Source organism: Janibacter zhaoxuefangae (assembly GCF_050271985.1).
GTDB lineage: Bacteria > Actinomycetota > Actinomycetes > Actinomycetales > Dermatophilaceae.
Genome location: NZ_CP189849.1, coordinates 1,468,934 through 1,482,756 on the forward strand (window position 1 = coordinate 1,468,934; position 13,823 = coordinate 1,482,756).

Annotated in this window: 15 protein-coding genes; 2 read left to right on the plus strand and 13 right to left on the minus strand. The window is 72.0% G+C overall.

Annotated elements, in window-relative coordinates; genetic code table 11:
• Nucleotides 1–4: 4 nt before the first annotated feature.
• The 7 genes from trpB to ACQBAS_RS06930 form a co-directional block, all read right to left on the minus strand.
• Nucleotides 5–1,330 (minus strand): tryptophan synthase subunit beta, encoded by a 1,326-nt coding sequence (gene trpB / locus ACQBAS_RS06900; protein ID WP_427383079.1) that lies wholly within the window; start codon nucleotides 1,328–1,330, stop codon nucleotides 5–7.
• A complete protein-coding gene (gene trpC / locus ACQBAS_RS06905; protein ID WP_427383080.1) occupies nucleotides 1,327–2,115 on the minus strand; it encodes an indole-3-glycerol phosphate synthase TrpC in 789 nt (262 codons plus the stop codon). Before trpC ends, trpB begins: the two co-directional genes overlap by 4 nt.
• 60 nt (nucleotides 2,116–2,175) lie before the next feature.
• On the minus strand, nucleotides 2,176–2,817 hold the full coding sequence (locus ACQBAS_RS06910; protein ID WP_427383081.1) for a Trp biosynthesis-associated membrane protein: 642 nt from the start codon (nucleotides 2,815–2,817) through the stop codon (nucleotides 2,176–2,178).
• Nucleotides 2,814–4,430: an anthranilate synthase component I gene (locus tag ACQBAS_RS06915; RefSeq protein WP_427383082.1), complete on the minus strand. Its 1,617-nt coding sequence runs from the start codon at nucleotides 4,428–4,430 to the stop codon at nucleotides 2,814–2,816. Before ACQBAS_RS06915 ends, ACQBAS_RS06910 begins: the two co-directional genes overlap by 4 nt.
• Nucleotides 4,427–4,795 (minus strand): phosphoribosyl-AMP cyclohydrolase, encoded by a 369-nt coding sequence (hisI, locus tag ACQBAS_RS06920; protein WP_427383083.1) that lies wholly within the window; start codon nucleotides 4,793–4,795, stop codon nucleotides 4,427–4,429. Before hisI ends, ACQBAS_RS06915 begins: the two co-directional genes overlap by 4 nt.
• A gap of 138 nt (nucleotides 4,796–4,933) precedes the next feature.
• On the minus strand, nucleotides 4,934–6,763 hold the full coding sequence (locus ACQBAS_RS06925) for an ABC transporter ATP-binding protein (RefSeq protein ID WP_427383084.1): 1,830 nt from the start codon (nucleotides 6,761–6,763) through the stop codon (nucleotides 4,934–4,936).
• Nucleotides 6,760–8,616 (minus strand): ABC transporter ATP-binding protein, encoded by a 1,857-nt coding sequence (locus ACQBAS_RS06930; RefSeq protein WP_427383085.1) that lies wholly within the window; start codon nucleotides 8,614–8,616, stop codon nucleotides 6,760–6,762. The genes ACQBAS_RS06925 and ACQBAS_RS06930 overlap by 4 nt, the downstream gene beginning before the upstream one ends.
• A gap of 52 nt (nucleotides 8,617–8,668) precedes the next feature.
• Between ACQBAS_RS06930 and ACQBAS_RS06935 the strand changes: the two genes are divergently transcribed.
• Nucleotides 8,669–9,310, plus strand: a complete 642-nt coding sequence (locus tag ACQBAS_RS06935) for a TIGR03085 family metal-binding protein (RefSeq protein ID WP_427383086.1) — start codon at nucleotides 8,669–8,671, stop codon at nucleotides 9,308–9,310.
• An 84-nt stretch (nucleotides 9,311–9,394) separates the two neighbouring features.
• On the opposite strand, the gene hisF is transcribed toward ACQBAS_RS06935, so the two are convergent.
• Entirely contained in the window at nucleotides 9,395–10,183 is a 789-nt protein-coding gene (gene hisF, locus ACQBAS_RS06940) for an imidazole glycerol phosphate synthase subunit HisF (protein ID WP_427383087.1), read from the minus strand.
• A 60-nt stretch (nucleotides 10,184–10,243) separates the two neighbouring features.
• On the opposite strand from hisF, the gene ACQBAS_RS06945 reads away from it, so the two are divergent.
• On the plus strand, nucleotides 10,244–10,858 hold the full coding sequence (locus ACQBAS_RS06945; RefSeq protein WP_427383088.1) for a hypothetical protein: 615 nt from the start codon (nucleotides 10,244–10,246) through the stop codon (nucleotides 10,856–10,858).
• A 26-nt stretch (nucleotides 10,859–10,884) separates the two neighbouring features.
• Here ACQBAS_RS06945 and ACQBAS_RS06950 read toward each other — a convergent pair whose 3' ends face one another.
• Genes ACQBAS_RS06950 through rpe form a run of 5 tightly spaced genes read right to left on the minus strand, consistent with a single transcriptional unit; the run spans nucleotide 10,885 to nucleotide 13,821 of the window.
• Nucleotides 10,885–11,262, minus strand: a complete 378-nt coding sequence (locus ACQBAS_RS06950; protein ID WP_427383089.1) for a PH domain-containing protein — start codon at nucleotides 11,260–11,262, stop codon at nucleotides 10,885–10,887.
• A 50-nt stretch (nucleotides 11,263–11,312) separates the two neighbouring features.
• Entirely contained in the window at nucleotides 11,313–12,158 is an 846-nt protein-coding gene (gene hisG / locus ACQBAS_RS06955) for an ATP phosphoribosyltransferase (RefSeq protein ID WP_427383090.1), read from the minus strand.
• Between the two features lie 7 nt (nucleotides 12,159–12,165).
• Nucleotides 12,166–12,429 carry a phosphoribosyl-ATP diphosphatase gene (locus ACQBAS_RS06960; RefSeq protein WP_427383091.1) on the minus strand — a complete coding sequence of 88 codons (264 nt, stop codon included), beginning with the start codon at nucleotides 12,427–12,429 and terminating at the stop codon, nucleotides 12,166–12,168.
• Nucleotides 12,426–13,151 carry a nicotinamide riboside transporter PnuC gene (pnuC, locus tag ACQBAS_RS06965; protein ID WP_427383092.1) on the minus strand — a complete coding sequence of 242 codons (726 nt, stop codon included), beginning with the start codon at nucleotides 13,149–13,151 and terminating at the stop codon, nucleotides 12,426–12,428. Before pnuC ends, ACQBAS_RS06960 begins: the two co-directional genes overlap by 4 nt.
• 13 nt (nucleotides 13,152–13,164) lie before the next feature.
• On the minus strand, nucleotides 13,165–13,821 hold the full coding sequence (gene rpe / locus ACQBAS_RS06970) for a ribulose-phosphate 3-epimerase (RefSeq protein WP_427383093.1): 657 nt from the start codon (nucleotides 13,819–13,821) through the stop codon (nucleotides 13,165–13,167).
• Nucleotides 13,822–13,823: the final 2 nt, after the last annotated feature.

Consider the following 13,823-nt stretch of genomic DNA (forward strand, 5'->3'; position numbering starts at 1 on the left):
GCGCTCATTCCTCGATCCCCGCGTCGGGCGCCGGAGCGTCCACGTCGTCGGTCCCTGCGGTCTCGGCGCCGCCGGTCCCGGTGGGGACCGGATGGTCCCCTTCGTCCTGGCCATCGCCGGCGCCGTCCTCGATGAGGCCGAACCACTCGGCGGCGGTGTGCATGTCCTTGTCCCCGCGGCCCGAGAGATTCACGAGCAGCAAGGCGTCGGAGCCGAGCTCGCGGCCCACCTCGAGGGCGCCCGCCAGCGCGTGAGCCGACTCGATCGCCGGGATGATGCCCTCGGTGAGGCAGAGCAGCCGGAAGGCCTCCATCGCGGCGCCGTCCACGGCGTACCGGTACTCGGCCCGGCCGATGTCGCGCAAGTGGGAGTGCTCCGGACCGACGCTCGGGTAGTCCAGGCCCGCCGAGATGGAGTGGGTCTCCAGCGTCTGGCCGTCCTCGTCCTGCATGAGGTAGCTGGCGGCGCCGTGCAGGACGCCGGGCTCGGCCGTGGCGAACCGTGCCGCGTGACGGCCCGTCCCGATCCCCTCGCCGCCGGCCTCGACGCCGATGAGTCGGACCCCGTCGTCCTCGAGGAAGCGGTGGAAGATGCCCATCGCGTTGGAGCCCCCGCCGACGCAGGCGATGACTGCGTCGGGCAGGCGTCCGGTGACGTCGAGCACCTGCTGACGCGCCTCGACCCCGATGATGCGGTGGAAGTCACGCACCATCTCCGGGAAGGGGTGTGGCCCGGTGACCGTGCCCAGGACATAGTGCGTGTGCTCGACGTTGGTGACCCAGTCGCGCAGGGCCTCGTTGATGGCGTCCTTGAGGGTCGCGCTGCCGTGCTCGACGGCGATGACCTCGGCGCCGAGCATCCGCATCCGGGCGACGTTGAGGGCCTGACGCTCGGTGTCGACCTTGCCCATGTAGACGGTGCACTCGAGTCCCATGAGGGCAGCGGCGGTGGCCGTGGCCACGCCGTGCTGCCCCGCTCCGGTCTCGGCGATGACGCGACGCTTGCCCATGCGCTTCGTCAGCAGACCCTGGGCGATCACGTTGTTGATCTTGTGCGAGCCCGTGTGGTTGAGGTCCTCCCGCTTGAGGAAGATCCGCGCTCCCCCGGCGTGCTTCGCGAACCGGGGCACCTCGGTGAGGATGCTCGGTCGGCCCACGTAGGTGCGCTGCAGTTCCTCCAGTTCCCGGAGGAACTCGGGGTCGGCCATGGCCGTCTTGCGGGCCTCGTCGAGCTGGTCGAGCGCCGGGATGAGCGCCTCGGGGACGTAGCGTCCGCCGAAGGCGCCGAAGCGGCCGGCGGTCTGGTCGGCGCTCTGGTCGGCGGTGCTCATCGACGACCCGCCATCATGAGCTCGGCGACCGCGGCGGCGGGCGCGGAGCCCGTCACGAGGGCCTCCCCCACGAGCAGCGCGTCGGCGCCCTGCGCGGCGTAGGCGGCGGCGTCCTCCGGACCGCGCACCCCGGACTCGGCGATCCGCACCACGTCGGCGGGGATCAGCGGCGCGAGCCGGCCGAAGGTGGCCGGGTCGACGTCGAGGGTCTTGAGGTTGCGGGCGTTGACGCCGACGACGCGGGCGCCGGCGGCCAGGGCGCGTTCGGTCTCCCCTTCGTCGTGGACCTCGACGAGGGCCGTCATGCCCAGGCTGCGGACGAGGTCGTGGTAGTCCTGCAACTGGTGCTGGTCCAGCGCCGCCACGATCAGCAGGACGATGTCGGCGCCGTGGGCGCGTGCCTCCCAGATCTGGTACTCGCCGATGGTGAAATCCTTGCGCAGGATGGGCACGTCGACGACGGCCCGCACGGCGTCGAGGTCGGCGAGGCTGCCGCCGAAGCGGCGCTGCTCGGTCAGGACGCTGATCGCCGTCGCGCCACCGGCCGCGTACTGCGCGGCGAGGGCGGCGGGGTCACCGATCTCCGCGAGATCGCCCTTGCTGGGGCTGCGCCGCTTGACCTCGGCGATCAGGCCCAGGCCCGGGGACCGCAGGAGCGCCTCGGCATCGCGGGCGGGCGGCTGGGCCTCGGCGATCCGGACGAGGTCGGCGAGGGCGACGGACGCCTCGCGGGGGACGAGGTCCTCGCGGACCCCGTCGATGATGGCGTCGAGCACGGTGGGCATGGGGCCAAGGTTAACCGCGAGCCCGCGCGCTCCCCCGTCGTGCCCTCATGCTGGTCGGGCTCAGCCCCGGGGGCGCGTGTCCGGGTCGCTGTGGGCCTCGAGGTCAGGGTCGATGTCGGGGTCGATGTCGGCGTCGTCGGTGGGGTCGTCACCGGCGCTCAGTCGCTCCCATTCGCTGCCGACGCGCTCACCGCGTGACCCCGTGCCGGACGGGACCTCGTAACGCTCCGAGAGTCCCGCCCACCGACGGGCGCCGAACGCGATGGCCGCGGTCGTGACGACGAGGACGGCGACTCCCGCGAGGGCGACCCACGGCCAGGCGGTCGCGCTCGCGTCGGTCTCGAGCACCCCCGTCCGACCGGTCGATTCCGCGGCCTCCCGGCCCAGAATCGCATCGGCGTCGAGCAGAGCCCGCGTGACGACGACGCCCAGGCCGAGCGTCGACGCCGCGAGCAGGATGGCGGTCACCCACCGCAGCACACGACCGGAGGTTGCCGTCGCCGCGGCCGCGGCCAGGGCGGCGAGGGCCAGCGCCACGGCGCCCTGCGCGGCGTCGGTGCCCAGCGCCTCGACTCGGCTCGCCCCGAGGACGCTGTCCTCGACCGTGCCGGTCAGCCACACCTGCCGGCCGCTGATGATGACGAGTCCTGCGCCGAGGACGGCGAGGAGGACCACCCCGGCCTTCGACGTGAGGCGCTTCATCGGGCGACCTTCGTCGTCCCGGTCGCGGTGGTCCCGATCGTCGACATCCCGCGGGCGGCGGCGACGGCGCGAAGGGCGGCCGCCGCCTTGTTCGTGCACTCGGCGTGCTCGAGGTTCGGCACCGAGTCGGCCACGATGCCCGCGCCGGCCTGAACGTGCGCCCAGCCCTCCCGCAGCACCGCGGTGCGGATGGCGATGGCCATGTCCATGTCGCCGTGGAAGTCGAGGTAGCCGACGACGCCGCCGTACACACCCCGGCGTGTCCCCTCGTAGTGCTCGATGAGGGCGAGCGCCCGCGGCTTCGGTGCGCCCGAGAGGGTGCCGGCGGGGAAGGTCGCGACGAGCACGTCGTAGGCGTCCACGTCCTGCGCCATCTGTCCGACGACGGTGGACTCGAGGTGGATGACGTGGCTGTAGCGGCGGAGGTTCATGAACTCGACGCAGTCGACCGTGCCGGCGAGGCAGACCCGCTGGAGGTCGTTGCGGCCGAGGTCGACGAGCATGACGTGCTCGGAGCGCTCCTTGGGGTCGGCGAGCAGGTCCTCACCGAGCCACTGGTCCTCCTCGGGGGACTTCCCCCGGGGGCGGGTCCCCGCGATGGGGTGGGTGATCGCCTGTCGCCCCGTGACCTTCACGAGCGCCTCGGGTGAGGAGCCGACGATGTCGTAGGTCGAGCCGTCCGGGTGGGGCAGCCGGAAGAGGTACATGTACGGGCTCGGGTTCGTCGAGCGCAGGGCGCGGTAGACGTCGAGGGCGTCCACCGGGCACGGCATGGAGAACCGCTGCGAGAGGACCACCTGGAAGACCTCGCCTGCGCGGATGTCCTCCTTCGCCGACTCGACCATCTGCTCGTACTCGGCCTGCGTGACGCTCGCCCGAACCTCGGTCAGCGCTCGCGCTGCCTCGTCCGGGTCGATCGTGGCCACCGTGCTCGGCGCCGTCTCGGCGAGCCGGTCCACCATGGCGTCGAGACGCGCCACCGCGTCGGCGTGGGCGTCCTCGACGCGCTCGTCGCTCGCGTCGTAATTGATCGCGTTGGCGATCAGCAACAGGGACCCGTCCGTGTGGTCCAGCACGGCGACATCGGTGGCCAGCACCATCCCCAGCTCGGGCAGGCGCAACTCGTCCTCGGTCTCGTCCGGGACCCGCTCCCAGCGCCGGACGGCGTCATAGGTGATCGCCCCGACCATCCCGGAGGTCAGCGGGGGCAGACCGGGAATCGCGGCGGTGGCGAGGGCGGCGACGGTGTCGCGCAGGGCCTCGACCGGGCTGCCGGAGGTCGGCACTCCCACGGGCGGCGTGCCGAGCCACAGCGCCTCGCCGTCCCGTTCGGTGAGGGTGGCGCTGCTCGCCGCCCCGATGATCGAGTAGCGGGACCACACGCCACCGTGCTCCGCGGACTCGAGGAGGAAGGTGCCGGGACGGTCCTGGGCAAGCTTGCGGTAGACCCCGACGGGGGTCTCGCCGTCCGCCATGAGCCGGCGCACGACGGGGATGACGCGCCGGTCGCGGGCGAGGACGGTGAAGGCGTCGAGATCCGGCCAGGTCCGGCCGTAGCCGAGGTCGGGGACGGCACCGCCGTCGGTGCGTGTGGTGTCCGGCGTCGCGCTCACGCCGTGGCCACCTGGGCACGCAGGTCGCCGGCCTCGAAGCACGTGCGATCGCCGGTGTGGCAGGCCGCACCGACCTGGTCGACGGTCACCAGCAGGGCGTCGCCGTCACAGTCGATCGCGACGGAGCGCACGTGCTGGACGTGGCCGGAGGTGTCGCCCTTCCGCCAGTAGACCTGACGACTGCGGGACCAGTAGGTGACCCGCCCCTCGGTGAGGGTCCGATGGAGGGCCTCGTCATCCATCCAGCCGAGCATCAGGACCTCGCGGGTGTCGTGCTGTTGCACGATGGCCGCGACCAGTCCGGCGCTGTCCCGCTTGAGGCGCGCGGCGATGTCAGGGTCGAGGGGGCTGGGGGAAGTGCTCACGGCCCCATTGTGCCGTCCGGCCCGAGGGACCGACCGCCGACGTCCAACACCGAGCTGCGCACCGGCCGACACCGCGGGCTGACAGCACGGACCGACAGCGCGGACGGACAGCACGGACCGACGTGACCGACCCGGGGGTCAGCCACCCTGGTGGGCGACCCACGACGCGTGGAGGTCCGCGTAGGCACCGGGCTGGGCGACGAGCTCACGATGCGGGCCCCGCTGGACGATCCGCCCGGCGTCCACGACGACGACCTCGTCCGCCGCCTCCGCCGTGGAGAGCCGGTGGGCGATGGCGATCGACGTCCGGCCCCGGGTGAGCCCCTCAAGGGCGCGTTGGATGCGGACCTCGGTGGCGGGGTCCACGGCCGAGGTCGCCTCGTCGAGGACGAGCAGGTCCGGATCGGCCAGGTGGGCGCGGATGAGTGCCAGGAGCTGGCGCTCGCCGGCCGAGAGCGATTCACCGCGCTGCCCCACCGGCGTGTCGAGTCCCGCGGGCAGGGACGCGAGCCAGTCGTCGAGACCGAGCGCGCTGACGGCCCCGAGCAGGGCCTCGTCACTGAGGCCCTCGGCACCGAAGCGGATGTTGGAGGCCAGGGTGTCATCGAAGAGGAACCCCTCCTGCGGGACGAGGACCACGCGCTCGCGCAACGACGAGAAGCGGATCCGTCGCAGGTCGACGCCGTCGAGCAGCACCCGCCCGGAGGTCGGGTCCATGAGTCGGGTGACGAGCTTGGCGAGGGTCGACTTGCCCGACCCGGTCTCCCCCACCACGGCGATCCGGCGAGCCGGCGGGATCTCCAGCGACACGTCGTGCAGGACGGGCGGACCGCCGGGATAGGCGAAGGTCGCGTGCTCGACGGTGACGGTGATCGGTCCCCGCGGCTGCACCACGCCGGCCGGTCCCGGATCGGCCACGTCTGCGGGGGTGTCGACGATGTCGATGACGCGACGCCACCCGGCGACGGCGTTCTGGAGCTCATTGAGGATCTCCGTGGCCTGCTGAACCGGCTGGGTGAAGAGACCCACGAGGAAGAGGAAGGCGAGCAGCTCGCCGAGTGTCACCCGGCCCTGGGCTGCGAGGACCGTCCCGACCGCGAGGACGACGGCCAGCGTGAAACCGGCGATGAACTGGCCCGAGGAGAAGGCGATCGACGACCGGATGTGGGCCCGGACGGCAGCGTGTCGGTGGGCCTCGACGGCCTCGTCGATCCGTCGCTCCGTCCGCGGCTCGACAGAGTGGGCCCGGATCGTCGCCGCACCCACGACCGACTCCGACACGGCTGCCAACAGATCCCCCACGCGCTCACGGACGGCCGTGTAGGCCCGACCGAGGGAGCGCTGGAAGCGGCGCAGGATGAGGAGCAGCGGCACGAAACAGACCCAGACGACGGCCGTCAGGATCGGGCTGTAGACGAGCATGAGCAGCGTCGCCACGGCGATCTGCCCGAGGCTCACGATGAGGATGATGCCGCCGAACTGGACGAACTGGGAGATCGTGTCGACGTCGCTCGTGACTCGAGCGACCATCGATCCTCGGCGTTCCTGACTCTGTGTCAGGACCGACAGGTCGTGGGCGTGCCGGAACCCGCGCACGCGCAAGGTGCGCAGCCCGGCCTCGGAGGCTCGGAAGAGACGGACGGTCAGCGCGTACGCCGCGACGCCGGTGATCACCACGCCGACCGCTGCCGCGGCCACGAGAAGCCACACCCGGGCCACGTCGGGGCCGCCCTCGGCGAGGATGCCGTGGTCCATCGCCTGCTGGACGACGATCGGCACGATGACCCGGCCGATGGTGGAGACCGCTGCCAGGACGAGGGTGAGCGCGAGACCGTCGGTCAGCTCGGGCGAGAGCTCCAACCCGCGGCGGACCGTGGCCCACGTCGAGCGCTTGGTCCCCCGCAGACCCTGCGGCGTCGCCTCCTCCGTCACGTCGTCGGTCACCGTGGTGGTCGCGTCGGCGGTCATGGGGCCACCTCCCGTCCCGTGGTGCGGATCGCGTCGTCGCCCAGCTCGGCGGCCAGATCGTCGGCGCGTTGCTGTGCGTCCCGGGCATAGGCCGTGACGAGTCGCTCGTACCCCGGAGAGCGGGCGAGCAACTCGGCGTGCGTGCCGCGATCGAGGAGGCGGCCGCCTTCGAGGTAGAGGATCTCGTCGGCGAGGGCGATCGTCGACAGGCGATAGGCGATGACGAGGACCGTCGTGTCGGCGCTCGACTCGCGGAGCCGCCCCAGGATCGCCTGCTCCACGCTCGGGTCGACGGCGGACGTCGCATCGTCGAGGACGAGGATCTCGGGCTCGCGCACGAGGGCACGCGCGAGGGCGATGCGTTGACGCTGTCCGCCGGACAGGCTCGCACCGCGCTCACCGACCATGGTGTCGATGCCGTCCGGCAGTCGCCCGACGAACCCGTCCGCCCCAGCGACCGCCAGGGCGCGCCGGATCCGGTCCTCGGGGATCTCCTCGCCGAGCGTGATGTTGTCCCTCACCGAGTCGTCGAAGAGGAAGGTCTGCTGAGGCACGAGGGCGGCCGCACCGCTCACCTGACCCGGCCGCAGATCACGCAGGTCCGTCCCACCCATCGCGACGACCCCCGAGGTGGGGTCGATGAGGCGCACGGCGAGCGAGGCCAGGGTCGACTTGCCGGAGCCGGTGGGACCGACCAGGGCCACGGTGGATCCGGGACGGACCGTGAACGAGACGTCGGTCAGCGCAGCCGTCCGGGCCGTGACCCCCTCGACCGGGCGCGCCTCGTACTCGTAGGAGACGTCGTCGAACCTCAGGTCCAGACTCTCCCTCGCCAGCACGGCGTCACCGTGCGTCATGGCCCCCTTCGCCAGCAGCACGGCCTCGACGCGGTCCCAGCCCACGACCGTGCGGGGCAGCTCGCCGAGCACCCAGCCGAGCGCGCGCACCGGGAAGGCCAGCACCGAGATGAGGTAGGCCATCTGCACCACGTCCGCCGCCTCGAGCGACCCGCTGGCGACGCGCTGGACACCGATGCCGAGCATGGCCAGCGTGCCGAGCGTGGGGATGGCCTCGATGACGGGATCGAAGGTGCCCCGAGTGCGCCCGACGAGCACGTTGGCCTCGCGCAGTCGGTCGCTGACCTCGGCGAAGCGTGCCGTCTCGTGCTCCTCGCGGCCCATCGACTTCACGACGAGGGCGGCCTCGAGGCTCTCGTGGGCCACCTCGCTGACATCGGCCCGAAGCTGCTGGGCGCGGGTCACGCGCGGGGACATGATCCGCTGGAAGACCGCGTTGGCGGCGAGCAGAGCCGGGAAGAGGGCCAGCCCGATGAGCGCCATGGTCCAGTCGACGAGGACCATCTGGACCAGACCCGTGATGAGCATGACGATGACGCCGAGCGCCATCGGCAGGGGCATGAACACGTTCCAGGTCGCCTCGACGTCGGCGTTGGCGTTCGAGAGCAGCTGCCCCGACGGGTGACGGTGGTGCCACGACAACGGCAGCCGCAGGTATTGGCGGGTCACCCGGCGCCGGTAGTCGGCCGCCACCCCGAAGGTGGTCATCGCGCCGGCGATCCGGCGGAAGAGGACACCGATCGTCGTGAGCAGGACGACGAGGCCGACGATCCCCAGCACGGCGAACACGGACGCGGTGCTCGCCTCACCCGACCGGGCTGCCGGCTCGACGTAGGCGCGCGTCACATGGCCGACGGCCCACGCGGACATGGTCGTGGCCACGCCGTAGAGGACGCTGCCGAAGACGGACAGCGCGAAACTGCCGGGTCGTTGCCGCACCCCGAGGGCGATGATGCGCAGGCTCCGGCGCAGGGTTGAGGCAGAGGAGTCCGACACCGGGCAAGCCTCTCACGGGGCACCGACGACCCTCGCGCCCATACTGGGTCGCATGACTGATCACGCAGCCGCCGAACGCGCAGCCCTCTGCGACACCTTCGACCGGGTGGGGCCGACGGCCCCGACCCTCTCCGGTGAGTGGCTGACCCGGGACCTCGCCGCGCACCTCGTCATCCGCGAGAGCCGGCCGCTGGACGCCGTCGGGACATTCGTGCCGCTCCTCGCGGACCGGACCGACGCCGCCATCTCCCAGCTGGCCACCGGCACGGCGTGGCCCTCCCTCGTCGAGCGGGTCCGGAAGGGGCCTCCCGGCTGGTGGCCGACGGCGTGGGTCCCCGGCGCCGACGAGCTGGTCAACACCGCCGAGTTCTACGTCCACCACGAGGACGTCCTGCGCGCCCAGCGCGACTGGACGGCGCGGGACGTCGACCCCGGACTCGAGCGGGCCCTGTGGGCGATGCTCACGAAGGGCGGACGCTTCCTCTTCCGCCGAGCCCGGACGGGGATCGTGCTCGACAGCGGGACCGCCCGCACCAGCGTGAAGGGCGCGACCGACCTCGGCACCGTCGTCCTGGCCGGTCCGCCGTCCGAGCTGACCCTCTTCGCCTTCGGTCGTCAGCGCGTGGCGCACGTGGAGTGCCGCGGCACCGAGGAGCAGATCGCCGCGGTCCTCGACAGCCGCCTCGACGTGTGAGTCCTTGTGACGCCTGAGTCCCCTTGACCGCTGAGTCCCCTTGACCGCTGAGCCTTGTCGACGTCCGACGCGTCGGGGCCGGACTCAGCCGGCCGTGCCCCGACGCACTGGCAGGCCGTCGGCAGCCAGCGCGTCCTTGACCGCGGGGATGGTCAACTCGCCGAAGTGGAAGACGCTCGCGGCCAGGACGGCGTCCGCTCCCGCGTGCACGGCCGGGGCGAAGTGCTCCAGGGCACCCGCACCTCCGCTGGCGATGATCGGCACGGCGACCTCGGCCCGGACGGCCCGGATCAGCTCCAGGTCGAAGCCCGCCTTCGTCCCGTCGGCGTCCATCGAGTTGAGCAGGATCTCCCCCGCGCCGAGCTCGGCCGCCCGGGCGCACCACTCGACGGCGTCGAGTCCGCTGCCGCGCCGACCCCCGTGCGTCGTGACCTCGAACCCGCCCGTGAGGGTGCCGTCCTCATTCCGACGACGTCGGACGTCCGCGGACAGCACGAGCACCTGCGCGCCGAAGCGGGCCGCGATCTGGGAGATGACCTCGGGCCGCGCGATCGCTCCCGTGTTGATGCCGACCTTGTCCGCCCCCGCCCGCAACAGCCGGTCCACGTCCTCCACGGTCCGCACTCCCCCGCCGACGGTCAGCGGGATGAAGACCTGCTCCGCGGTTCGGGAGACCACGTCGTAGGTCGTCTCCCGCTCCCCGCTGCTCGCCGTGACGTCGAGGAAGGTCAACTCGTCGGCACCCTGGGCACCGTAGGCCCGGGCCAACTCGACGGGATCGCCTGCGTCACGCAGGTCGGTGAAGTTGACGCCCTTGACCACGCGGCCGGCATCGACGTCGAGGCAGGGAATGACACGCACGGCGAGACTCACGGGCCAAGGGTAGCGACGCGCTGACCCCGTCCTCGTGGCTGTCCACGTAGGGTGCCCGCTGTGTCATCACCCCAGCCGCCGACCGAGCGCGCAGCCGACCAGGCGCGCCGGTGCTCCGCCGCGCTCGCATCACTGGCGCAGGCTCGCGGCCCGCGCTGCGGCGCCGTGACGATCATCGCCATCGACGGTCGGAGCAGTTCCGGCAAGACCCGGCTGGCGGACCGGATCGGTCCGCTCCTGGCGGCTCCGGTGCTGCACATGGACGACCTCGTCCCCGGGTGGGGCGGACTCGCCGCCTCCGTGGACCTGTTGCACGACGGCGTCCTCGCGCCGCTCGCCCGCGGCGTCGTCGGGTGGCACCGGCGCTGGGACTGGGATGCCGACCGCTGGGCCAGCGGGCCAGGCGCGGCCAGGGTCGTCCCCCGCGCTCCCCTCCTCGTCGTCGAGGGGTGCGGTGCCTTCGCAAGGGCCGTGGCCCCCTTCGTCAGCGCCAGCCTGTGGGTGGACGCGCCGGCGGATCTGCGGCGCAGCCGCGGTCTGGCGCGCGACCCCGGCTTCGCGCCCTGGTGGGACGTGTGGGCGGCCCAGGAGGATGCTCACTTCGGCGCGGACGGCGCGGCGGAGCGTGCCGATCTCGTGCTCGATCGGACGATCCTTCCGGCGGACGAGGACTGACTCCCGAAGGGCGCCCGGTCCCCCCGTCAGCCGCGGTCGTGACCGCGACGCACGAGGGTGGCCAGTTCGAGGGCATCCTCCCGTGCGCTCGGGCCGTCCGCCTTCTGGATGGCCATGACGGCCAACTCGTCGCCGTCGTGCAGGTGCAGCCGCACCCACGGCATGCCACCGCTGAAGTGGACCTCGTCGATCTCCGACCAGGCGAGGGTCCGCGGGCCGGCCAGGTTGCGCACCGTGAGTCCGGCGTCGCTCGCCGTGGCGTGGATGGTCGCATAGCGACTCATCAGGATGCCGATGCCCACCCCGATGGCGAGCATGGCCACCCGGTCCGCGGGACCCCAGGCACCCGGGCCCATCGACGGCATGAGGACCGCGACGCCACCGAAGAGGAGCAGCGAGGCCACGATCACGACGATCGAGACCACCCGAGCGCGCCGCGATCGGAAGGTGCGCATCACAGCCGGCAGGCGGCGATGTCGGTCACGAGGATGGCCCGGGCACCGAGCTCGTAGAGCTCGTCCATGATCGCGTTGGTCCGCGTGCGCGGCACCATCGCGCGCACGGCGCTCCACTCCTTGTTCTGCAGCGGCGAGACCGTGGGCGACTCGAGGCCCGGCGTCAGCGCGCAGGCGCGCTCGACGAGTTCCGCGGGGCAGTCGTAGTCGAGCATCACGTAGTGGCGTGCCGTGACGACGCCGGTCAGGCGGCGGTGCAGGACCCGGATCGCCTGCTCCTGCGGGGAGTCGGCCCGACGGATGAGCACGGCCTCGCTGCGCAGGATGGGGTCGCCGAAGACGGCCAGCCCCTGGCTGCGCAGGGTCGCGCCCGTCTCGACGACATCGGCGATGGCGTCGGCGACACCGAGCGTGATGGCCGTCTCGACGGCACCGTCGAGGCGCACGACCTCGGCGCTGACGCCGTGCTCGGCGAGGTGCGACCGGACGAGTCCGGGGTAGGACGTGGCGACCCGCATGCCGTCGAGGTCGGCCGCGGTCGCGGCCTCGCCCGGTCGCCCGGCGAAGCGGAAGGTCGAGCCGCCGAAGCCCAGCGCCATGATCTCCTCGGCCTCGGAGCCGGAGTCCAGCAGCAGATCCCGGCCGGTGACGCCGGCGTCGACGGTGCCTGAGCCGACGTAGACGGCGATGTCCCGGGGGCGCAGGTAGAAGAACTCGACGTCGTTGTCCGGGTCGGACAGGACGAGTTCCTTGGAGTCGCGGCGGGTGCGGTAGCCGGCCTCGCGCAGCATGGCGGAGGCAGGCTCGGACAGGGAGCCCTTGTTGGGCACGGCGATGCGGAGCACGGGAACCTCAGAGGTGGGAGTAGACGTCGTCGAGCGAGATGTCGTTGGCGATCATGAGGACCTGGAGGTGGTACAGCAGCTGGCTGATCTCCTCGGCGGTCCGCTCGCGGCCCTCGTGCTCGGCTGCCATCCAGACCTCGGCAGCCTCCTCGACGACCTTCTTGCCGATGGCATGAGTGCCGGCGTCGAGGGCTGCCACGGTGCCCGAACCCTCGGGGCGGGTCACCGCCTTCTCGGTCAACTCGGCAAACAACTCGTCGAAGGTCTTCACGGGGTCAGCGTAGTTGCCGAGCCGCCGCGGCCCGTGGCCGGTTCGAGGTCCGGACGCTCCGCCCGCGTCGCACGCATCCACACGACGAACCCGTAGATGACGAACGCCGCGTAGAAGGCGTACATGACCGCGGTCGGCACGTAGTTGCTGTGCAGCAGGAGCGGGACGCCGACGATGTCGACGGCGATCCACGCCAGCCAGAACTCGTTGAGGCCACGCGCCATGGCGAAGGTCGCGATGAACGACCCGACGAAGATCCAGGCGTCGCACCAGAAGTACCAGTCCGGAGCGGGCCAGCCGGCGCCGAGCCGGCGGAAGATCGCCTGGACGACGACGACCGCGGCCAACCAGCCCGCGATGAGCAGGGCTCGCTCGCGCCACGAGGCCCAGCGCGGGGTGATGGCGTGCTCGTCCTGGACGCCGCGGGTGGACCGCACCTGCTGCCATCGCCACCAGCCGTAGAGACTCGTGGCGATGAAGAAGACCTGCCGCCCGGACTGACCAAAGAGCGGCGCCCGGTCGTCGAACTGGATCGTGGCCCAGATGTAGACGAAGAAGAGGATGACGTTGCCGACGATGCCGATGGGCCACGCCCACACGCGCCGGAGCATGCCGCCGACGGCGGACGCGAGGCCGAAGAGGACCCCGATCAGTTCCATCGTCGAGATTCGGTACTGCCCGAGGTCGATGCCCGACCCGTAGATCCATTCGAGGATTGACATGTGAGCCGCCCTCTCAGTGGCTGTGGTTCGTGGCGAGGGCGCGCAACTCGGCGACGGCGTCGGCCGCGTTGTCCGCTCCATAGACGGCCGAGCCCGCGACGAAGACATCCGCGCCGGCATCGGCGCACTGCTCGATCGTCGAGGCGGAGACTCCCCCGTCGACCTGCACCCACACCTCACCACCATGGCGCCGGACGGCCTCCCGGACCTGCGCGACCTTCGGCATCTGGTCGGCCATGAACGACTGCCCGCCGAAGCCGGGCTCGACGGTCATGACGAGCACCATGTCGAGCTCGGGCAGGAGGTCGGCATAGGGCGCGAAGGGGGTCCCGGGCTTGAGCGCCATGGACGCCCGTGCTCCCGCAGCGCGCAGGGTGCGGGCGAGCGTGACCGGGTCCTTGGCGGCCTCGATGTGGAAGGTGACGCTCTTGGCGCCCGCCTCGGCGTAGGCCGGGGCCCAGCGGTCCGGGTCGTCGATCATGAGGTGGCAGTCCAGCGGGATCGGGCTGACCGCGACGAGGGACTCGACCACGGGCAGTCCCAGGGTCAGGTTCGGCACGAAGTGGCCATCCATGACGTCGACGTGGGCCCAGTCGGCCGACGAGATGCGGTCGAGTTCGTCGGCCAGGTGGGCGAAGTCGGACGAGAGGATGCTCGGGGAGATCTGCACGG